A 20,372-nucleotide genomic window follows, 5' to 3' on the forward strand; every position below is an offset into this window, starting at 1 on the left:
TGAAGGTCAATTAATGCCCTTCAGCGTTCCGTTGCGTGTTGACGCCACAGTTATTGCTGGCGTAACATGCGCGCACGATTACGCTAAGAGGACATTCGCCTTGGACACACCCAGTAGATACTGGCTCAATTCCCTGTCATCCAGGAACAACTCCTAAGGCTATCTCCTCTTGCTGATGGCCTTAGTGGTTGTCAGCGACTGCATCATTCCCGTCGCGCTGAGTCAGGCTGTTTAATGGTCTGAAACCCAATTTGTTTCTGTGTGCCCACCGAACTGTCCGATATTTTTTGCATTGGGAGTCCCGGTCATGTTGAGCGCATTTCAACTCGAAAATAACCGACTGACTCGGCTTGAAGCCGAAGAGTCACAGCCCCTCATTGATGCCGTATGGGTGGATCTGGTCGAGCCGGACGACGATGAGCGCCTTCGCGTACAATCTGAACTGGGGCAAAGCCTGGCGACACGCCCGGAACTGGAAGACATCGAAGCATCCGCCCGTTTTTTTGAAGACGAAGACGGCCTGCACATTCACTCCTTCTTCTTTTTCGAAGATGCCGAAGACCACGCGGGGAACTCTACCGTGGCGTTTACCATCCGCGATGGCCGCCTGTTCACCCTGCGCGAGCGCGAACTGCCTGCGTTTCGTCTCTACCGTATGCGCGCCCGCAGCCAGGCGATGATGGACGGTAACGCCTATGAGCTGCTGCTGGATCTGTTCGAAACCAAAATCGAACAGCTGGCGGATGAAATCGAAAACATCTACAGCGACCTGGAAAAGCTGAGCCGCGTGATCATGGAAGGCCATCAGGGCGATGAGTACGACGAAGCGTTGTCCACGCTGGCAGAGCTGGAAGATATCGGCTGGAAGGTGCGTTTGTGTCTGATGGATACCCAGCGCGCGCTGAACTTCCTGGTGCGCAAGGCGCGTCTGCCGGGCGGTCAGCTGGAGCAGGCGCGTGAGATCTTACGCGATATCGAATCCCTGCTGCCGCACAACGAATCCCTGTTCCAGAAGGTCAACTTCCTGATGCAGGCGGCGATGGGCTTTATCAACATCGAGCAGAACCGCATCATCAAGATCTTCTCGGTGGTGTCCGTGGTGTTCCTGCCGCCGACGCTGGTGGCGTCCAGCTACGGGATGAACTTCGAGTTTATGCCGGAGCTGAAGTGGAGCTTTGGCTACCCGGGGGCGATTATCTTTATGATCCTCGCCGGGCTGGCGCCGTATCTGTACTTCAAGCGGAAGAACTGGCTGTAAAAATCTGGCGGGTGGCGCTGCGCTTACCCGCCCTACGATCGAATTCCCTCTCCCTGTGGGAGAGGGTTCCCCACAAAATAATGCCTGCACAGACGGCCCCCTCTCCCTTGAGGGAGAGGGCTGGGGTGAGGGGGAACATACGGCTCTGGTGGTCATTCCGTTCACTTTATGTTCCTTGCTACTCTGTCACGACATGACCGGTGAACGTGCCAGGGTGGCTCAGTCGCCACCACCCTGGCGACCCGGGCTTCCGGCGGAAAATCGCCGCTTCGCGGTGCCTTCGGCTTATTCCTTCCGGCTTATCGGGGACGGGCGGAGGTAACATCCCTGTAAAGCCCTCAGTTATTCTGAGGCAACGTTATCGCTTTTGCTTTCAAATTACTGGGGAACCCTCTCCCCTGTGGGAGAGGGTTAGGGTGAGGGCAACATCACAGCCCTTTGCGCACCCTGCGCTGGGTATAAATCGCATCCGCAACAAAGATGGCCAGCGCCACCCAGATAAAGGCGAACGTCACCATCTTATCCGCACCCGGCACCTCGCCGTAAAACACCACCGCCAGCAGGAACATCAGCGTGGGGCCAATGTACTGGAAGAAGCCCAGCGTGGAGAGGCGCAGACGCGTTGCCGCGCCGGTAAAGCACAGCAGGGGGATCGTTGTGACCACGCCTGCGGCCATCAGCATCAGGTTCAGCGACCATGGGTTGCTGCCCATGTGGCTGGTGGCGCTGTCGGCAATACCGAACAGGTAGATCGCGGCGACAGGCAGCAGCCACAGGGTTTCAAACAGCATTCCCGTCTGCGCTTCCACGGCAATTTTTTTACGCACCAGGCCGTAGAAGGCAAAGCTGAACGCCAGCCCCAGGGCGATAACCGGCAGTGAGCCGAAGGTCCACAGCTGTACCAGCACGCCGCAGAAGGCCAGAATCACCGCCACCCACTGCATCCGGCGAAAGCGCTCGCCGAGGAAAATCATCCCCAGCAAAATATTGACCAGCGGGTTAATAAAGTAGCCCAGGCTGGCTTCGAGCATGTGATGGTTATTCACCGCCCAGATAAACAGCAGCCAGTTTCCGCCAATCAGCACCGCAGAGAGAGCGAGCAGGAAGACCTTCTTCGGGGTTTTCAGCAGCGTTTTGACGCCTGACCACTGACGGCTGATACTCATCAGCGCAATCATGAAGAAAAACGACCAGATAACGCGGTGAGTGAGGATCTCGTCCGCCGGGACATAGGCGATAAGTTTGAAGTACGCCGGTGCGATACCCCAAATAAAATAAGCGGCAAGGGCGAGTAAAACGCCCTGCCGCGTCTGTTTAGCATCCATCGGGAAAATCCGTTACAAAAAAGTGAAGTAATTTTACCCGAATTTGCCGTCTCAACCCACCATATAAGTGGCGGTTGCGCTGGCGATATAAACCTGCTCTTCGTTATGCAGCTCAACGCGGGCGACGGCAACTTTATTCCCGGCGCGCAGCAGGCTGCTGGTGCAGGTGAAGCGGTTTCCGCGTCCCGGACGCAGGTAGTCGACGCGTAAATCGATGGTGCCCATGCGCGACAGGCGCTGGCGTAACTCATCTTCGTTGATGGTGTCATGGCGCGTAAGCGTGCTACCCACGCACACCAGACCGGCCGCCACGTCCAGCGCGGAGGCAATCACCCCGCCGTGCAAAATGCTTTGCGCCCAGTTACCGACCATCATTGGCTGATTATTGAAACTCAGCTGAGCGAAGTCTTTTTCGTATCGCTCCAGCTCAAGACCCAGTGCACGGTTGAACGGCATGTGGTACACAAAAATCTCGCCCACGAGCTTTAAGGTTTCTTCGGCGGTGAGTGTGGCTGACATCTGACGTGGCATCCTTGTTGTTAACAAAATGTTGATTTTATGCTTCAGGATAAAGGAATGCCACTTTAAGAAACGAGGAAGCGGAAGTTATCGCAGAAGTCTGTAGAATGCCCGGACAAAACTATTCATTAAATGTCACCATTTCAGGAGAACACCACCGATGCGGACGTATCTGGGTTGGTTACTGGCGGCGGTTGCGCTGCCCCTCACAGCATATGCGCAGGAAGCGACGATCAAAGAGGTGCATGATAAACCTGCCGTTAAGGGCAGCATCATCGCCAATATGCTTCAGGAGCATGACAATCCGTTCACGCTGTACCCGTATGACACAAACTACGTGATCTACACCCAGACCAGCGATCTCAACAAAGAGGCGATAAGCTCCTATAACTGGTCTGATAATGCGCGTAAAGATGAGGTGAAGTTCCAGCTCAGCCTCGCCTTCCCGTTCTGGCGCGGCATCCTGGGGCCGAACTCGGTACTTGGCGCGTCTTACACGCAGAAGTCATGGTGGCAGCTCTCAAACAGCGGAGAATCTTCACCGTTCCGCGAAACCAACTATGAACCGCAGCTGTTCCTCGGTTTCGCCACCGATTATGAGTTTGCAGGCTGGACGCTGCGAGACGTGGAGGTGGGCTATAACCACGATTCCAACGGGCGTTCCGACCCAACCTCACGCAGCTGGAACCGCATCTATACGCGTCTGATGGCGCAGAACGGCAATTTCATGGTGGAAGTGAAGCCGTGGTACGTGGTGGGCAGCACCGATGACAACCCGGATATCACCAAATACATGGGCTACTATCAGCTTAAAGTGGGCTATCAGCTGGGTGACGCGGTGCTGAGTGCCAAAGGCCAGTACAACTGGAATACCGGCTACGGCGGCGCAGAGCTGGGCCTGAGCTACCCGGTGACGAAACACGTTCGTCTCTATACTCAGGTGTATAGCGGGTATGGCGAATCGCTGATCGACTACAACTTCAACCAGACCCGCGTCGGTGTGGGCGTGATGCTGAACGATATTTTCTAAGCTGCTCGAATGTTTTTGCGTTAAACGTTGAAGTTTCTCTCTCAGGCGCTGAAAATAGCGCCTGTTTCATTTCTGGCATATGGGGTTAACGTGGCGCAGGCGGAAGTATTGAATCAGGAATCGCTGGCTAAACAGGTTTTGCATGAAACCTTTGGCTACCAGCAGTTCCGCCCCGGCCAGGAAACCATCATTGAAACCGTGCTGGAAGGCCGCGATTGCCTGGTGGTCATGCCGACCGGCGGCGGTAAATCGCTCTGCTATCAGGTGCCCGCGCTGGTGCTTAATGGCCTGACGGTCGTGGTATCGCCTCTTATTTCCCTGATGAAAGACCAGGTCGACCAGCTGCTTGCCAACGGCGTGGCGGCGGCCTGTCTGAACTCGACGCAGACCCGCGAGCAACAGCAAGAAGTAATGGCCGGGTGTCGTACCGGGCAGATCCGCCTGCTGTATATCGCGCCAGAACGCCTGATGCTGGACAACTTCCTCGATCATCTGGCGCACTGGAATCCGGTGCTGCTGGCGGTGGATGAAGCGCACTGTATCTCCCAGTGGGGGCACGATTTCCGCCCGGAATATGCCGCCCTCGGCCAGCTTCGTCAGCGCTTCCCCGAACTGCCGTTTATGGCGCTTACCGCTACGGCAGACGACACCACGCGTCAGGACATCGTTCGCCTGCTGGGGCTGAACGACCCGTATATTCAGGTCAGCAGCTTCGACCGCCCGAACATCCGCTATATGCTGATGGAGAAGTTCAAGCCGCTGGATCAGCTCTTACGCTACGTGCAGGAGCAGCGCGGTAAGTCCGGCATCATCTACTGCAACAGCCGTGCGAAGGTGGAAGACACCGCCGCCCGTCTGCAAAACCGTGGCTTTAGCGCCGCGGCCTATCACGCCGGGCTGGAGAACCATATCCGCGCCGACGTGCAGGAGAAATTCCAGCGCGACGACCTGCAAATCGTGGTCGCAACGGTGGCGTTCGGGATGGGAATCAACAAGCCCAACGTGCGCTTTGTGGTGCATTTCGACATTCCGCGCAATATCGAATCCTACTATCAGGAAACCGGCCGCGCCGGGCGTGACGGCCTGCCTGCGGAAGCGATGCTGTTTTACGATCCAGCGGATATGGCGTGGCTGCGCCGCTGTCTTGAGGAGAAACCGCAGGGGCAGTTGCAGGATATCGAACGCCACAAGCTTAACGCGATGGGGGCCTTCGCCGAAGCGCAAACCTGCCGCCGTCTGGTGCTGCTCAACTACTTTGGTGAAGGGCGTCAGGCGCCGTGCGGCAACTGCGATATCTGCCTCGACCCGCCGAAGCAGTACGATGGCCTGATGGACGCGCGCAAAGCGCTCTCGACTATCGGACGCGTGAACCAGCGCTTTGGGATGGGCTACGTCGTTGAAGTGCTGCGCGGGGCTAACAACCAGCGTATCCGCGACATGGGTCACGACAAGCTGCCGGTTTACGGCATCGGGAAAGACCAGAGCCATGAGCACTGGGTGAGTATCATCCGCCAGCTGATCCATCTCGGCTTTGCCACGCAAAATATTGCCCAGCACTCTGCGCTTCAGTTGACCGAAGCGGCGCGACCGGTCCTGCGTGGCGAGGTTGAACTGAAGCTCGCCGTTCCGCGCGTCGTCGCCCTGAAGCCGCGCGTGATGCAAAAATCCTACGGCGGCAACTACGACCGCAAGCTGTTCGCCAAGCTGCGTAAGTTGCGTAAAGCCATTGCGGATGAAGAGAACATCCCGCCATACGTGGTGTTCAACGACGCGACGCTGATCGAGATGGCCGAGCAAATGCCGCTCAGCGCCAGCGAGATGCTCAGCGTCAACGGCGTCGGCACGCGTAAGCTGGAGCGCTTTGGTAAAGAGTTTATGGCGCTCATCCGTTCCCACGCTGATGGTGATGATGAGGAGTAGTCAGCCGGGCGAAAAAGTGCCAGGATGGTGACTCACTGTATTATTTCCCCGCGAGCTAATTATGTTAATGCTATTTCTCACCGTGGCGTTAGTGCACATCGTTGCGCTGATGAGCCCTGGCCCTGACTTTTTCTTCGTGTCGCAAACGGCCGTCAGCCGCTCCCGTAAAGAGGCGATGATGGGTGTGCTCGGTATTACCATGGGCGTCATGGTCTGGGCGGCGGTTGCGCTGCTCGGTCTGAACCTGATCCTGGCGAAAATGGCGTGGCTGCATAACATCATCATGGTCGGCGGCGGTCTGTACCTGTGCTGGATGGGCTACCAGATGCTGCGCGGGGCGCTGAAGAAAGAAGAGAAAAAGCCGGAAGAGCCAAAGGTTGAGCTGGCAACGGGCGGCCGTAGCTTTGTGAAAGGGCTGCTGACCAACCTGGCGAACCCGAAAGCGATTATCTACTTCGGCTCTGTGTTCTCGCTGTTTGTGGGGGATAACGTCGGCGCGGGCGCGCGCTGGGGGATCTTCCTGCTGATCGTTGTTGAGACGTTCGCCTGGTTTACCGTTGTGGCAAGCCTGTTTGCCTTACCGGCGATGCGTCGCGGCTACCAGCGCATCGCGAAATGGATCGACGGCTTTGCCGGCGCGCTGTTCGCCGGCTTCGGCATTCATCTCATCATTTCTCGCTAAGCATGACGCGCTGACGCAAGCAGCGCGCCAACCAGCATAAACAGCGAACCAAAGACTTTGTTCAGGGCCTTCATCTGCTTAGGCCCTTTGATCCACGCCGCAATTCGCTGCGCCAGCGTCGCGTAACCAATCATCACAATGATATCGACAATAATGGTGGTCGCGCCCAGCACCACGTACTGCATCACCTGTGGCTGATGCGGCACGATAAACTGCGGGAACAGGGCGGCGAGGAACACGATGCTTTTCGGGTTGGTCAGGTTAACGAACACCGCGCGTTTAAACAGGTGGCCGCGTGTTTGCGTCCGGGAGAGCGTATGCAGATCAATCGAGCCTGCGGCGCGCCACTGCTGAATACCCAGCCAGATAAGATACGCTGCGCCAGCCCATTTCAGCACCTCGAAGGCCAGCACCGAACGGGAGAACAGCGTGCCCAGACCAATCCCCACCAGCACAATATGAATGCCAAGCCCGGTCTGTAAACCGGCGATTGACGCCGCCGCGCCGCGATAGCCGTGATTAATGGAGGTGGTCATGGTGTTGATTGCGCCCGAGCCAGGTGAAAGGCTGAGGATGATGGATGTCAGCAGGTAGGCGAACCACCATTCGAAGGTCATTTGAAACTCCCGGATCGTCTGTTTTTATGCCACAATACGCTATTGTTGAGTCATTTTGTGACCGGTAACGAAAAAAACGATATTCCCTGAATTACGGGGGGTGGAAACCCAATGTTTCAGCAGAAAAAGGACTGGGAAACACGAGAAAACGCATTTGCTGCTTTCTCCATGGGGCCGCTGACCGATTTCTGGCGCCAGCGTGAGGAAGATGAGTTTATGGGCGTCGGGGAAATCCCGGTGCGCTTCGTTCGTTTCCGTGATGAAAAAAATGACCGGGTGATTGTGGTCTGCCCCGGGCGCATCGAAAGCTATATCAAATATGCCGAGCTGGCGTATGACCTGTTCCATCTGGGCTTTGATGTGTTAATTATCGACCATCGCGGGCAGGGGCTTTCTGGCAGGATGTTGCCGGATACCCATCGCGGCCACGTGGATAACTTCAGCGATTACGTCGACGATCTGGCCGCGTTCTGGCAGCAGGAAGTGCAGCCCGGACCGTGGCGCAAGCGTTATATTCTTGCCCACTCCATGGGGGGGGCGATCTCGACGTTGTTTTTGCAGCGCCATAAGCACCAGTGTGACGCCATTGCGCTGACCGCGCCGATGTACGGCATTGTGATACGTTTTCCTGACTGGATGGTGCGCCATCTTCTCGACTGGGCTGAGGGCCATCAGCGCATTCGAGAAGGCTATGCCATCGGAACAGGACGCTGGCGGGCATTGCCATTTGCCATCAACGTGTTAACCCACAGCCGGCAGCGTTATCGCCGCAACCTGCGTTTTTATGCCGATGAACCGCGTCTGCGGGTCGGCGGCCCCACCTGGCACTGGGTGCGGGAAGGTATTCATGCCGGTGAGCAGGTGCTGGCGGGCGTAGGCGATGATGACACGCCGACGCTCCTGATCCAGGCGGAAGAAGAGCGTGTGGTGGATAACCGCATGCATGACCGCTATTGTGAACTTCGCGCCGCTGCGGGCCATCCCTGTGAAGGGGGTAAACCGCTGGTCATCAACGGTGCGTACCATGAGATCCTTTTTGAAAAGGACGCTATGCGCTCAGTCGCGCTCAACGCCATTGTTGAATTTTTCAACAGGCATAACTGATTATTGTTTTCCACCAGAGGTTGAAATCCCTATGTACCAGGTTGTTGCATCTGATTTAGATGGCACGCTGCTTTCCCCCGACCACACCCTGTCGCCTTATGCGAAAGAGACCCTAAAACTCCTGACTGCCCGTGGCGTGAACTTTGTGTTCGCCACCGGTCGCCACCACGTGGACGTGGGACAGATCCGCGATAACCTGGAGATCAAGTCGTACATGATCACCTCTAACGGTGCGCGCGTACATGACACGGACGGCAACCTGATTTTTACCCATAATCTCGATCGTGACATCGCCACCGATTTGTTCGGCATTGTGCATAACAACCCGGATATCGTGACTAACGTTTACCGCGACGACGAGTGGTTTATGAACCGCCATCGCCCGGAAGAGATGCGCTTCTTCAAGGAAGCCGTATTCCAGTACTCACTGTACGAGCCGGGTCTGCTGGAGCCGGAAGGGATCAGCAAGGTATTCTTCACCTGTGTAAATCATGAGGAGTTACTGCCGCTGGAGCAGGCGATCAACGCCCGCTGGGGCGACCGCGTGAACGTGAGCTTCTCCACGCTGACCTGTCTGGAAGTGATGGCGGGCGGGGTGTCCAAAGGTCACGCGCTGGAAGCGGTAGCGAAACGGCTGGGCTTTGATCTGAAAGACTGTATCGCCTTTGGCGATGGCATGAACGATGCCGAGATGCTCTCCATGGCGGGTAAAGGCTGCATCATGCAGAACGCGCACCAGCGCCTGAAAGATCTGCACCCGGAGCTGGAAGTGATCGGCACCAACGGCGATAACGCCGTGCCTAAGTATCTGCGCAAACTGTTCCTTGAATAATCTTCAATTGATTGTTTATTGTTCAGATGTCAACTAAAGAGTTCGCTACAATGCCTCTCCTTCTTTCTGAGAGACAAGCATTGTGGCGCTACTCATTATCACCACTATCCTGTGGGCCTTCTCCTTTAGTCTGATTGGCGAATACCTTGCCGGATCGGTCGACAGCTACTTCTCGGTACTGATGCGCGTGGGGCTGGCGGCGCTGGTGTTCCTGCCGTTCCTGCGTACCCGCGGGCAGTCGCTAAAAACGATACTGCTGTACATGCTGGTAGGCGCGATGCAGCTCGGCATCATGTACCTGTTCAGCTTCCGGGCCTACGTTTACCTGTCCGTCTCGGAATTTCTGCTCTTCACCGTGCTGACGCCGCTCTACATCACGCTGATTTACGACTTGCTCAGCAGGCGCCGTTTGCGCTGGGGATATCTGCTGAGCGCTGCGCTGGCAGTCATTGGCGCTGCGATTATTCGCTATGACAAGGTAAGCGATCACTTCTGGACCGGGCTGATGTTCGTCCAGCTCGCTAATATCAGCTTTGCCATCGGGATGGTGGGTTACAAACGTCTGATGGAGACCCGCCCGATGCCGCAGCATAACGCGTTTGCGTGGTTCTATATGGGCGCGGCGATTGTCGCGGTAGCGGCGTGGTTTCTGCTCGGCAATCCGCAAAAGCTGCCGACTACCTCCGTGCAGTGGAGCGTTCTGGTCTGGCTGGGCGTGGTGGCGTCGGGGCTGGGCTATTTTATGTGGAACTACGGCGCTACGCAGGTAGACGCCGGGACGCTGGGGATCATGAACAATGTGCACGTGCCGGCGGGGCTACTGGTGAACCTCGCCATCTGGCAGGAGCAGCCGCACTGGCCGAGTTTCCTTATTGGGGGAACGGTGATCCTGGCTTCGCTGTGGGTACATCGCCGCTGGGTCGCTCCGCGCTCCGCACAAACGGAAGATGGTCGCACGCGTGGTTCCGCGCTGAGCGAATAAACGCTTCCGTAATCGGCTGACGCTGCTCGCCGTCGCGCACGGCGGCGTACAGCCGGCTCCACAGTCCTTCACCCAGGGTTTTGGTGACCACCAGACCCTGGCGTTCAACCGTCTCGACCACCCAGTGCGGCAGCGCCGCAATCCCCATTCTGGCCGCCACCATCTGAATTAACAGCAGCGTGTTATCCACGCTTTTCAGCTGTGGGCTGATGCCCGCGGGTTGCAGGAAATGGCGCCAGATATCCAGACGACTGCGCTGTACCGGGTAAATCAGCAGCGTCTCCGTTGCCAGATCTTCCGGCGTGATACGCGTTTTAGCGGCCAGCGGATGGTCCGGGGCCAGCACCAGACGCACCTCAAAATCAAACATTGGCGAATAGTGCAGACCGCTGCGCGGTAGAATATCTGAGGTCATCACCAGATCCAGCTCACCCTGCTGAAGCGACGGCTGCGGATCAAACGTGACGCCGGATTTGAAGTCCATCTCCACCTGCGGCCACTTCTGGCGGAAGTTCTCAAGCGCGGGGGTCAGCCACTGAATACAGCTGTGACACTCAATGGCGATGCGCAGGGTGGTCTGCTGCGGCTCGTTGCAGGACTGCAACGCGCTGGCAATCTGCGGCAGCACCTGGTTCGCCAGCTGAAGCAAAATTTCGCCCTGCGGCGTAAAGCGCAAAGGCTGGCTCTTACGCACAAAAAGACGAAAGCCGAGGCGTTGTTCCAGATCGCTGAACTGGTGAGAAAGGGCAGACTGAGTCTGGTGCAGCGTGGCCGCTGCCGCCGCAAGAGAACCGCAGTTCCGCAACGCTTGTAGCGTTTTCAGGTGTTTTATCTCGATCATGAAAGTCCTTCACTTCGCCATGAACATTTTGCGCTTGAGGAATATACAGTACCTGCCAATTATAGAAGTGTAAACATCTGGACGTCTAAATAACGAATTTCTACAAGGGGTATGTCATGACAATCCGCACTCACACTCTCGGTTTCCCTCGCGTTGGCCTGCGTCGCGAGCTGAAAAAAGCGCAAGAAAGTTACTGGGCGGGTAACGCCACCCGCGAAGAACTGCTGGCCGTGGGACGCGAGCTGCGCGCGCGTCACTGGGATCAGCAAAAACAGGCGGGCGTAGACCTGCTGCCGGTGGGCGATTTCGCCTGGTACGACCATGTTCTGACCACCAGCCTGCTGCTTGGCAACGTGCCGGCTCGTCATCAGAACAACGATGGATCGGTGGATATCGATACCCTGTTCCGCATCGGCCGTGGCCGCGCGCCAACGGGTGAGCCAGCGGCAGCGGCGGAAATGACCAAGTGGTTTAACACCAACTATCACTATATGGTGCCGGAGTTCGTTAAGGGCCAGCAGTTCAAACTGACCTGGACCCAGCTTCTGGATGAAGTGGACGAAGCGCTGGCGCTGGGTCACCAGGTGAAACCCGTGCTGCTGGGGCCGGTCACCTACCTGTGGCTGGGCAAAGTGAAAGGCGAGCAGTTCGACCGCCTCAGCCTGCTGAACGCTATTCTGCCGGTTTATAAGCAGGTTCTGATTGAGCTGGGTAAGCGCGGTATTCAGTGGGTGCAAATCGATGAACCGGCGCTGGTGCTTGAGTTGCCGCAGGCGTGGCTGGATGCCTTCAAACCGGCGTATGACGCGCTCACGGGCCAGGTGAAGCTGCTGCTGACCACCTATTTCGAGGGCGTAACGCCTAACCTCGACACCATTACTGCGCTGCCGGTTCAGGGTCTGCACGTTGATCTCGTTCACGGCAAAGACGATGTGGCAGAGTTGCACAAGCGTCTGCCTGCGGAGTGGCTGCTCTCTGCCGGTCTGGTGAATGGTCGTAACGTCTGGCGCGCCGATCTCACTGAGAAATATGCACAAATTAAGGATATTGTCGGTAAACGTGAATTGTGGGTAGCCTCTTCCTGTTCCCTGCTGCACAGCCCGATCGACCTGAGCGTGGAGACCCGACTCGACCCTGAGGTGAAAAGCTGGTTTGCCTTCGCCCTGCAAAAATGTGAGGAGCTGGCTCTGCTGCGCGACGCGTTAAACAGCGGCGACACGGCAGCGATTACCGACTGGAGCGCGCCGATCCAGGCGCGCCGTCACTCGACGCGCGTGCATAACCCTGTGGTGGAAAAACGTCTGGCGGCCATCACTGCCCGGGACAGCCAGCGCCAGAGCCCGTATGAAGTGCGCGCCGAAGCCCAGCGTGCGCGCTTTAACCTGCCCGCGTGGCCGACCACAACCATCGGCTCCTTCCCGCAGACTACCGAGATCCGCGGCCTGCGTCTGGACTTCAAAAAGGGCAATCTGGATGCGAATCATTACCGCACCGGCATTGCGGAACACATCAAACAGGCAATCGTCGAGCAGGAACGTCTGGGTCTGGACGTGCTGGTGCACGGCGAGGCCGAGCGTAACGATATGGTGGAATACTTCGGTGAACACCTGGACGGCTTCGTCTTTACCCAGAACGGCTGGGTGCAAAGCTACGGCTCCCGCTGCGTGAAGCCGCCGGTGGTGATCGGCGACGTCAGCCGCCCGGAAGCGATCACCGTGGAGTGGGCGAAGTATGCCCAGTCTCTGACCGACAAACCGGTAAAAGGCATGCTGACGGGGCCGGTGACCATTCTCTGCTGGTCGTTCCCGCGTGAAGATGTATCCCGGGAAACCATCGCCAAACAGATCGCCCTGGCGCTGCGTGATGAAGTGGCGGATCTGGAAGCGGCGGGGATTGGCATCATTCAGATCGACGAACCGGCGCTGCGTGAAGGCCTGCCGCTGCGTCGCAGCGACTGGGATGCTTATCTGACGTGGGGCGTGGAGGCGTTCCGCCTCAACGCGGCCGTCGCGAAGGACGACACGCAGATCCACACCCACATGTGTTACTGCGAATTTAACGACATCATGGACGCCATTGCCGCGCTCGACGCCGATGTGATCACCATCGAGACCTCGCGTTCAGATATGGAGCTGCTGGAGTCGTTCGAAGAGTTCGACTACCCGAACGAAATCGGGCCGGGCGTGTACGACATTCACTCTCCTAACGTGCCGAGCGTGGAGTGGATTGAAGCGCTGCTGAGAAAAGCCGCCCGGCGCATCCCGGCGGAACGTCTGTGGGTAAACCCGGACTGCGGCCTGAAAACCCGCGGCTGGCCTGAAACCCGCGCGGCGCTGGCGAACATGGTGCAGGCGGCGCAGAATTTGCGTCAGGCGTAGTTGGGCTGGATTGCCCGGTTGGCGCAGCCGCCACCGGGCTTTTTGTATTACGCTTTCTTCCCGCCGTACTGGCTGAACCACGCCAGCATTCTCTGCCAGCCATCTTTCGCCGATTCTGCGTGATAGCTCGGACGATAATCGGCATTAAACGCGTGTCCCGCATCCGGGTACACCACGATCTCCGCCGTCGCGTTTGCCGCCCGCAGCGCGTGGCGCATGGTCTCGACGGTATCAAGCGGAATGCCGGTATCCTGACCGCCATACAGCCCTAACACCGGGGCATTGAGATCGGTGGCGATATCAACCGGATGCTTTGGCGAGTTCAGAGTCTTTTCACCCACCAGTTTACCGTACCAGGCCACAGCGGCTTTCAGCTGCGGATTGTGCGCGGCATACAGCCAGCTTATGCGTCCGCCCCAGCAGAAGCCGGTCACCATCAGACGGTGCGGGTCGCCACCGTTGCGCGCCGCCCAGCTGGCAACGTGGTCCAGATCGGCCAGCACCTGCGCGTCCGGGACTTTGCTGACCAGGTTGCTGAACAGCGTCGGGATGTCGCTGTAATCATTCGGATCGCCCTGACGGAAATAGAGTTCCGGCGCAACGGCCAGGTAACCTTCCAGCGCCAGACGGCGGCAGAGGTCGCGAATATGTTCATGAACGCCAAATATTTCCTGCACCACGATCACGATGGGCAGCGGGCCATCGGCAGATTTTGGCCGCGCGTGGTACGCTGGCATGTTCTCTCCCTGGGAGGGAATGGAGGTCTCGCCTGCGGTAATGGCTTCTTCAGGGGTTGAGACGATGGTTGAAGCGTGCGGGGCCGCAGCAGGTGCAAAACCGGTTTTTTCAGTCATGGCATTCTCCGTACCAATGAATGGATTAGCGCAAAGATAAATATAGACACCAGGTTAACAACCCACAGTGCCTTATAGCGTCTATCTTTTGTGCAGCACCCGGCGATATAACTTGTTAATGTGATGTGAATCACTATTTTATGGAAATTAACTGCAATCATTTTCATTCATGGTGAGGTGTGTCACGAAATGATGCGCATTGCTTCTGTAAAGTACCGTTTTACTTCTTCTGACAAACCGACCCACAGAGGAGTCACCTATGTCTAAGTCTGATGTTTTTCATCTCGGCCTCACTAAAAACGATTTACAAGGGGCTACGCTTGCTATCGTCCCTGGCGATCCTGAGCGTGTGGAAAAGATCGCCGCGCTGATGGATAAGCCGGTTAAGCTGGCAGCCCATCGCGAATTCACCACCTGGCGCGCAGAGCTGGACGGTAAAGCGGTGATCGTGTGCTCTACCGGTATTGGTGGCCCGTCTACCTCTATCGCCGTTGAAGAGCTGGCGCAGCTGGGCATTCGTACTTTCCTGCGTATCGGCACCACCGGCGCCATTCAGCCGCACATCAACGTGGGCGACGTGCTGGTTACCACCGCCTCCGTGCGTCTGGACGGGGCGAGCCTGCACTTTGCACCGATGGAATTCCCGGCAGTGGCCGATTTCGAATGCACCACCGCGCTGGTTGAAGCCGCGAAGTCCGTGGGCGCCACCACCCACGTGGGCGTAACTGCCTCTTCCGACACCTTCTACCCGGGCCAGGAGCGTTACGACACCTTCTCTGGTCGCGTGGTGAGCCGTTTCAAAGGCTCCATGGAAGAGTGGCAGTCGATGGGCGTCATGAACTACGAAATGGAATCTGCGACGCTGCTGACCATGTGCGCAAGCCAGGGTCTGCGTGCCGGTATGGTGGCGGGCGTAATCGTCAACCGGACTCAGCAGGAGATCCCGAACGCTGAAACCATGAAGCAGACTGAAAGCCATGCGGTGAAAATCGTGGTTGAAGCGGCGCGCCGCCTGATCTAATTCTCTCTTCAGTGCTAAAAGGCCGACATGCTCGGCCTTTTCTTTTTGCGTAACGCCTCGCAGGAAAACCCTTTCAAACTGGACGTTCATACAGCACAATTCTATTTTGTGCGGGTTAGACGTGGATGCAGGGGGCATTGTGGATATCTCAATCCTGGTTTATGCGGTAGTTGCGCTGGTGAGCGTGGGGATTGGCTGGCTCATTTCCGGCTACCAGCATGCGCAGCAGAAAGCCGAACAGCTGGCAGAGCGCGAAGAGATCGTCGCCGAACTCAGCGCGACGAAACAACAGCTTGCGCTGAGTGACCACTGGCGCGACGAGTGCGAACTGCTCAATAACGAACTGCGCAATCTGCGTGATATCAACACCTCGCTGGAGGCCGATCTCCGGGAAGTGACCACCCGTCTTGAGTCCACCCAACTGCACGCCGAAGACAAAATCCGTCAGATGATCAACAGCGAGCAGCGTCTTAGCGAGCAGTTTGAGAACCTCGCGAACCGCATTTTTGAGCACAGCAATCGCCGCGTGGATGAGCAGAACCGCCAGAGCCTGAACAGCCTGCTGACGCCCCTGCGTGAGCAGTTGGATGGCTTTCGCCGTCAGGTACAGGACAGCTTTGGTCAGGAGGCCCGCGAGCGCCACACGCTGGCGCATGAAATTCGTAATCTCCAGCAGCTGAATGCGCAGATGGCGCAGGAGGCGGTTAACCTGACACGCGCACTGAAAGGTGATAACAAAGCGCAGGGAAACTGGGGCGAAGTGGTCATGACGCGCGTGCTGGAGGCCTCTGGCCTGCGCGAAGGATACGAATATGAAACGCAGGTCAGCATTGAGAACGATACGCGCTCGCGGATGCAGCCGGATGTCATTGTTCGTCTGCCGCAGGGCAAAGATGTGGTTATCGACGCCAAAATGACGCTGGTGGCCTATGAGCGCTACTTCAACGCGGAAGATGACTACACCCGCGAAACAGCGTTGCAGGAGCACATCGCCTCCGTGCGTAACCATATCCGTCTGCTTGGCAGAAAAGATTATCAGCAGTTGCCGGGGCTGCGATCGCTGGATTATGTGCTGATGTTCATTCCGGTCGAGCCTGCGTTCCTTCTGGCGCTCGACAGACAGCCCGAGCTGATCACCGAAGCGCTGAAAAATAACATTATGCTGGTCAGCCCCACCACGCTGCTGGTGGCGTTACGTACCATTGCCAACCTGTGGCGCTATGAGCACCAAAGCCGTAACGCGCAGCAGATTGCCGATCGCGCCAGCAAGCTGTACGACAAAATGCGGCTGTTTGTGGACGATATGTCCTCGGTGGGGCAAAGCCTCGAGCGCGCGCAGGATAACTACCGCCAGGCGATGAAAAAACTCTCCTCCGGGCGTGGCAATTTGCTGGCGCAGGCGGAGGCGTTTCGCAGCCTGGGGGTGGAAGTTAAACGCGAGATTAATCCGGAACTGGTGGAGCAGGCTACGGCTCAGGACGAAGAGTTTCGTCTGCGTGAAGGCGACGGTGAGCAAAATAGCCGCAATGAAGACAATGGTTTAGCGGCAAATTTATCCCCCGAAGCACAGCCGGCGCGTTTCTTTCACGGTGGTTGAAACGTAGGGCAAATGCGCCCAATCTGTTACACTTCACGAACATTTGACTGATTAGCAGGCTCTGAGATGGTTGACGATTCACAAGACACAACGCACTTTGGCTTTCAGACTGTCGCCAAAGCGCAGAAAGCTGACATGGTGGCCCACGTATTTCATTCCGTGGCGGCGAAGTACGATGTGATGAATGATTTGATGTCATTCGGCATTCATCGCTTGTGGAAGCGCTTCACTATTGATTGCAGCGGCGTGCGCCGTGGACAAACGGTGCTGGATTTAGCCGGAGGCACAGGGGATCTGACCGCTAAATTCTCCCGTCTGGTTGGCGAAACCGGCCGCGTGGTGCTGGCGGATATCAACGACTCCATGCTGAAAATGGGACGCGAAAAGTTGCGTAACATCGGCGTGGTGGGCAACGTTGAATATGTTCAGGCCAACGCCGAAGCGCTGCCGTTCCCGGATAATACGTTCGACTGCATCACCATCTCTTTCGGTCTGCGTAACGTGACCGATAAAGATAAAGCGCTGCGCTCCATGTACCGCGTGCTGAAGCCGGGCGGCCGACTGCTGGTTCTCGAGTTTTCTAAACCGATTATCGACCCGCTGAGCAAAGCTTACGATGCCTATTCCTTCCACGTTCTGCCGCGCATCGGCGAGCTGGTGGCAAACGATGCAGAAAGTTACCGTTATCTGGCCGAATCCATCCGAATGCACCCGGATCAGGACACGCTGAAAGCGATGATGCAGGATGCGGAGTTTGAAAACGTGGAATACTTCAATATGACGGCGGGTGTCGTCGCGCTGCATCGTGGTTACAAGTTCTGAGTGGAGGTTTCCCGTGCCCATTAAACCCTTAGTCACCGCAGGCATCGAGAATGTACTGAATGCCTTTCTGTATCGCGCTCCGGCGCTGAAAACCGCACGTCAGCGGCTTAACGGAAAGGTGCTGCGCATCGTTTTAAAGGAGTTCTCGACGCCGCTTGTGTTGGTCTTCAGCGAACGCCAGCTTGACGTTCTGGGTGAGTGGGAAGGCGAGGCTGACTGCTCGGTGATTACGCACATGAGCGTATTGCCAAAACTGCGTGACCGTCAGCAGATGACGGCGCTTATTCGCAGCGGTGAGCTGGAGGTCGAAGGCGATATTCAGGTGGTACAGAACTTCGTTGCACTCAGCGATCAGGCTGAATTCGACCCGGCGGAACTGATGGCGCCCTATATCGGCGACATCGCGGCTGAAGGTATAAGCAAAACGCTGCGCACGGGTTCCGCTTTCCTTCGTAAAGGTCTGCTCCGTCAACAGCGCTACGCTGCCGAGGTGCTGACCGAAGAGTGGCGTATGGCGCCGGGGCCTTTAGAAGTCGCCTGGTTTGCAGAAGAGACCGCGGCAGTTGAGCGCGCAGTTGATGCGTTAACCAAACGGCTGGAAAAACTGGAGGGCAAATGACGCCTGGTGAAATTCGGCGCCTCTATTTTATCGTTCGCACCTTTTTGAGCTACGGGCTCGACGAGCTTATCCCCAGAATGCGTATCACCCTGCCGCTTCGGCTTTGGCGTCGCACGCTGTTCTGGATGCCGAATCGCCATAAGGATCAGGAGCTGGGCGCACGCCTGCGTCTTGCGTTACAGGAGCTGGGCCCGGTCTGGATCAAGTTTGGGCAGATGCTCTCAACACGTCGCGACCTTTTCCCACCGCAGATTGCCGATCAGCTCGCGCTATTGCAGGACCGCGTTGCTCCGTTTGACGGAGAGAGAGCGAAGAAACAAATCGAAGAAGCGATGGGCAATATCCCCATCGAGACCTGGTTTGATGATTTCGATATTCAGCCCCTGGCCTCTGCCTCTATTGCGCAGGTTCACACCGCGCGCCTGAAGGAAAATGGCAAAGAGGTGGTCATCAAAGTGATTCGTCCGGATATCCTGCCGGTTATCAAAGCAGACATGAAGCTGATTTATCGCCTGGCTCGCTGGGTGCCGCGTCTGTTGCCGGATGGTCGCCGTCTGCGTCCGCTGGAAGTGGTTCGGGAATACGAAAAAACGCTGATTGACGAGCTTAACCTGCTGCGTGAATCGGCGAACGCCATTCAGCTGCGTCGAAACTTTGAAGACAGCCCGATGCTGTATGTTCCTGAAGTCTATTCTGACTATTGCAGTCAGAACATGATGGTAATGGAACGTATCTACGGTATTCCGGTCTCGGACGTGGCGGCGCTGGAAAAACAGGGCACCAACATGAAGCTGCTGGCCGAGCGTGGCGTGCAGGTCTTCTTTACTCAGGTTTTCCGCGACAGCTTCTTCCATGCAGACATGCATCCGGGCAACATCTTCGTCAGCTATGAGCACCCGGAAGATCCGAAATACATCGGCATCGACTGCGGTATTGTCGGCTCGCTAAATAAAGAGGATAAGCGCTACCTCGCAGAGAACTTTATCGCTTTCTTCAATCGCGACTACCGTAAGGTGGCCGAGCTGCACGTGGATTCAGGCTGGGTTCCGCCAGATACCAACGTGGAAGAGTTTGAATTTGCGATCCGCACCGTCTGTGAGCCGATTTTTGAAAAGCCGCTCTCGGAGATCTCTTTCGGACACGTCCTGCTCAACCTGTTCAACACCGCACGCCGTTTCAATATGGAAGTGCAGCCACAATTAGTTTTACTTCAGAAAACATTACTTTACGTTGAGGGCGTAGGCCGCCAGCTCTATCCTCAGTTAGACTTGTGGAAAACCGCGAAACCGTTCCTCGAATCCTGGATTAAGGATCAGGTCGGTATTCCAGCCCTGGTTCGCTCGCTTAAAGAGAAAGGCCCGTTCTGGATTGAAAAAATGCCTGAAATTCCTGAACTGGTTTACGACAGTTTGCGTCAGAGCAAGAACCTTCAGCACAGCATGGATAAAATCGCGCACGAGCTTCAATCCAGTCGCGTGCGTCAGGGGCAGTCCCGCTATCTCTTCGGAATTGGCGCGACGCTGCTGATAAGCGGCACGTTGCTGTTGATCAATCGTCCGGACTGGGAAATGATGCCAGCCTGGATTATGGCTGCCGGTGTGGTTGTCTGGCTTGCTGGCTGGCGAAAAACGCGCTGAATTAGCGTCGCTATCGAGAGATTGCATACGTATAATGCGATCTGACTAATTAATCATCTATCACTGGGGAACACGCATGGGTGGTATCAGTATCTGGCAGTTAGTGATCATTGCCGTCATCGTTGTGCTGCTGTTTGGCACGAAAAAACTCGGATCGATTGGTTCCGACCTGGGCGCGTCAATCAAAGGCTTCAAGAAAGCCATGAGCGATGATGAGAATAAGCAGGAAAAAACCAGTCAGGATGCTGATTTTACCGCTAAATCCATCGCCGATAAGCAGGACGAAGCCAAAAAGGAAGAGGCTAAACGTCACGATAAAGAGCAGGTGTAATTC

The 20,372-nt window shown here is 56.6% G+C and carries 20 protein-coding genes; 15 read left to right on the forward strand and 5 right to left on the reverse strand.

Annotated elements, in window-relative coordinates:
* Positions 1-100: 100 nt before the first annotated feature.
* On the forward strand, positions 101-157 hold the full coding sequence (ysgD, locus tag O1721_RS04665; protein WP_212743980.1) for a YsgD/CorL family protein: 57 nt from the start codon (positions 101-103) through the stop codon (positions 155-157).
* Between the two features lie 150 nt (positions 158-307).
* Entirely contained in the window at positions 308-1,258 is a 951-nt protein-coding gene (gene corA, locus O1721_RS04670) for a magnesium/cobalt transporter CorA (RefSeq protein WP_003860807.1), read from the forward strand.
* Positions 1,259-1,686: 428 nt separating this feature from the next.
* Here corA and rarD read toward each other — a convergent pair whose 3' ends face one another.
* Positions 1,687-2,583 carry an EamA family transporter RarD gene (rarD, locus tag O1721_RS04675; RefSeq protein WP_017694744.1) on the reverse strand — a complete coding sequence of 299 codons (897 nt, stop codon included), beginning with the start codon at positions 2,581-2,583 and terminating at the stop codon, positions 1,687-1,689.
* Between the two features lie 51 nt (positions 2,584-2,634).
* Positions 2,635-3,102 (reverse strand): acyl-CoA thioesterase YigI, encoded by a 468-nt coding sequence (gene yigI, locus O1721_RS04680; protein ID WP_006812366.1) that lies wholly within the window; start codon positions 3,100-3,102, stop codon positions 2,635-2,637.
* A gap of 160 nt (positions 3,103-3,262) precedes the next feature.
* Here yigI and pldA point away from each other — a divergent pair, with 160 nt between their 5' ends.
* From pldA to rhtC, 3 genes are all read left to right on the forward strand, one after another.
* A complete protein-coding gene (pldA, locus tag O1721_RS04685) occupies positions 3,263-4,132 on the forward strand; it encodes a phospholipase A (RefSeq protein ID WP_003860803.1) in 870 nt (289 codons plus the stop codon).
* Between the two features lie 90 nt (positions 4,133-4,222).
* Entirely contained in the window at positions 4,223-6,052 is a 1,830-nt protein-coding gene (gene recQ, locus O1721_RS04690) for an ATP-dependent DNA helicase RecQ (protein ID WP_032646811.1), read from the forward strand.
* Between the two features lie 61 nt (positions 6,053-6,113).
* On the forward strand, positions 6,114-6,734 hold the full coding sequence (gene rhtC / locus O1721_RS04695; RefSeq protein ID WP_006179256.1) for a threonine export protein RhtC: 621 nt from the start codon (positions 6,114-6,116) through the stop codon (positions 6,732-6,734).
* Here rhtC and rhtB read toward each other — a convergent pair.
* Positions 6,731-7,351, reverse strand: coding sequence for a homoserine/homoserine lactone efflux protein (rhtB, locus tag O1721_RS04700; protein ID WP_006812363.1), 621 nt, complete (start codon positions 7,349-7,351; stop codon positions 6,731-6,733). The two genes, rhtC and rhtB, sit on opposite strands and share 4 nt — an antisense overlap.
* Positions 7,352-7,462: 111 nt before the next feature.
* On the opposite strand from rhtB, the gene pldB reads away from it, so the two are divergent.
* From pldB to O1721_RS04715, 3 genes are all read left to right on the forward strand, one after another.
* Positions 7,463-8,455, forward strand: a complete 993-nt coding sequence (pldB, locus tag O1721_RS04705) for a lysophospholipase L2 (protein ID WP_015570002.1) — start codon at positions 7,463-7,465, stop codon at positions 8,453-8,455.
* A 31-nt stretch (positions 8,456-8,486) separates the two neighbouring features.
* The gene (yigL, locus tag O1721_RS04710; RefSeq protein ID WP_015570001.1) at positions 8,487-9,287 is read left to right on the forward strand and encodes a sugar/pyridoxal phosphate phosphatase YigL; all 801 of its coding nucleotides are present in this window, start codon (positions 8,487-8,489) and stop codon (positions 9,285-9,287) included.
* 82 nt (positions 9,288-9,369) lie between these two features.
* Positions 9,370-10,269, forward strand: a complete 900-nt coding sequence (locus O1721_RS04715; protein ID WP_023295736.1) for a carboxylate/amino acid/amine transporter — start codon at positions 9,370-9,372, stop codon at positions 10,267-10,269.
* On the opposite strand, the gene metR is transcribed toward O1721_RS04715, so the two are convergent.
* Positions 10,157-11,110 (reverse strand): HTH-type transcriptional regulator MetR, encoded by a 954-nt coding sequence (gene metR / locus O1721_RS04720; protein WP_015570000.1) that lies wholly within the window; start codon positions 11,108-11,110, stop codon positions 10,157-10,159. The two genes, O1721_RS04715 and metR, sit on opposite strands and share 113 nt — an antisense overlap.
* A 116-nt stretch (positions 11,111-11,226) precedes the next feature.
* Here metR and metE point away from each other — a divergent pair, with 116 nt between their 5' ends.
* On the forward strand, positions 11,227-13,488 hold the full coding sequence (metE, locus tag O1721_RS04725) for a 5-methyltetrahydropteroyltriglutamate--homocysteine S-methyltransferase (RefSeq protein ID WP_032646813.1): 2,262 nt from the start codon (positions 11,227-11,229) through the stop codon (positions 13,486-13,488).
* A 47-nt stretch (positions 13,489-13,535) separates the two neighbouring features.
* On the opposite strand, the gene O1721_RS04730 is transcribed toward metE, so the two are convergent.
* Complete coding sequence (locus O1721_RS04730; RefSeq protein WP_032646815.1) at positions 13,536-14,342, reverse strand: dienelactone hydrolase family protein; 807 nt, start codon at positions 14,340-14,342, stop codon at positions 13,536-13,538.
* Positions 14,343-14,601: 259 nt separating this feature from the next.
* Between O1721_RS04730 and udp the strand changes: the two genes are divergently transcribed.
* The 6 genes from udp to tatA all read left to right on the forward strand — a co-directional run bounded on the left by udp (position 14,602) and on the right by tatA (position 20,369).
* Positions 14,602-15,363, forward strand: coding sequence for a uridine phosphorylase (gene udp / locus O1721_RS04735; protein WP_003860792.1), 762 nt, complete (start codon positions 14,602-14,604; stop codon positions 15,361-15,363).
* Positions 15,364-15,502: 139 nt separating this feature from the next.
* Complete coding sequence (gene rmuC / locus O1721_RS04740) at positions 15,503-16,960, forward strand: DNA recombination protein RmuC (RefSeq protein WP_032646818.1); 1,458 nt, start codon at positions 15,503-15,505, stop codon at positions 16,958-16,960.
* Positions 16,961-17,026: 66 nt separating this feature from the next.
* Positions 17,027-17,782, forward strand: coding sequence for a bifunctional demethylmenaquinone methyltransferase/2-methoxy-6-polyprenyl-1,4-benzoquinol methylase UbiE (gene ubiE / locus O1721_RS04745; RefSeq protein ID WP_003860790.1), 756 nt, complete (start codon positions 17,027-17,029; stop codon positions 17,780-17,782).
* 13 nt (positions 17,783-17,795) lie between these two features.
* On the forward strand, positions 17,796-18,401 hold the full coding sequence (ubiJ, locus tag O1721_RS04750) for a ubiquinone biosynthesis protein UbiJ (protein ID WP_023295740.1): 606 nt from the start codon (positions 17,796-17,798) through the stop codon (positions 18,399-18,401).
* Positions 18,398-20,038 carry a ubiquinone biosynthesis regulatory protein kinase UbiB gene (gene ubiB, locus O1721_RS04755; protein WP_017694740.1) on the forward strand — a complete coding sequence of 547 codons (1,641 nt, stop codon included), beginning with the start codon at positions 18,398-18,400 and terminating at the stop codon, positions 20,036-20,038. The genes ubiJ and ubiB overlap by 4 nt, the downstream gene beginning before the upstream one ends.
* Positions 20,039-20,114: 76 nt before the next feature.
* Complete coding sequence (gene tatA, locus O1721_RS04760; protein ID WP_003860787.1) at positions 20,115-20,369, forward strand: Sec-independent protein translocase subunit TatA; 255 nt, start codon at positions 20,115-20,117, stop codon at positions 20,367-20,369.
* Positions 20,370-20,372: the final 3 nt, after the last annotated feature.

Source organism: Enterobacter cloacae complex sp. HYC033_NIDB (assembly GCF_056673335.1).

Bases quoted from the DNA above. Each gene is read 5' to 3' on its own strand.
- corA (WP_003860807.1), top strand. From the start codon at position 308: ATGTTGAGCGCATTTCAACTCGAAAATAACCGACTGACTCGGCTTGAA.
- rarD (WP_017694744.1), bottom strand. From the start codon at position 2,583: ATGGATGCTAAACAGACGCGGCAGGGCGTTTTACTCGCCCTTGCCGCT.
- yigI (WP_006812366.1), bottom strand. From the start codon at position 3,102: ATGTCAGCCACACTCACCGCCGAAGAAACCTTAAAGCTCGTGGGCGAG.
- pldA (WP_003860803.1), top strand. From the start codon at position 3,263: ATGCGGACGTATCTGGGTTGGTTACTGGCGGCGGTTGCGCTGCCCCTC.
- rhtC (WP_006179256.1), top strand. From the start codon at position 6,114: ATGTTAATGCTATTTCTCACCGTGGCGTTAGTGCACATCGTTGCGCTG.
- rhtB (WP_006812363.1), bottom strand. From the start codon at position 7,351: ATGACCTTCGAATGGTGGTTCGCCTACCTGCTGACATCCATCATCCTC.
- pldB (WP_015570002.1), top strand. From the start codon at position 7,463: ATGTTTCAGCAGAAAAAGGACTGGGAAACACGAGAAAACGCATTTGCT.
- yigL (WP_015570001.1), top strand. From the start codon at position 8,487: ATGTACCAGGTTGTTGCATCTGATTTAGATGGCACGCTGCTTTCCCCC.
- metR (WP_015570000.1), bottom strand. From the start codon at position 11,110: ATGATCGAGATAAAACACCTGAAAACGCTACAAGCGTTGCGGAACTGC.
- metE (WP_032646813.1), top strand. From the start codon at position 11,227: ATGACAATCCGCACTCACACTCTCGGTTTCCCTCGCGTTGGCCTGCGT.
- O1721_RS04730 (WP_032646815.1), bottom strand. From the start codon at position 14,342: ATGACTGAAAAAACCGGTTTTGCACCTGCTGCGGCCCCGCACGCTTCA.
- udp (WP_003860792.1), top strand. From the start codon at position 14,602: ATGTCTAAGTCTGATGTTTTTCATCTCGGCCTCACTAAAAACGATTTA.
- ubiE (WP_003860790.1), top strand. From the start codon at position 17,027: ATGGTTGACGATTCACAAGACACAACGCACTTTGGCTTTCAGACTGTC.
- ubiB (WP_017694740.1), top strand. From the start codon at position 18,398: ATGACGCCTGGTGAAATTCGGCGCCTCTATTTTATCGTTCGCACCTTT.
- tatA (WP_003860787.1), top strand. From the start codon at position 20,115: ATGGGTGGTATCAGTATCTGGCAGTTAGTGATCATTGCCGTCATCGTT.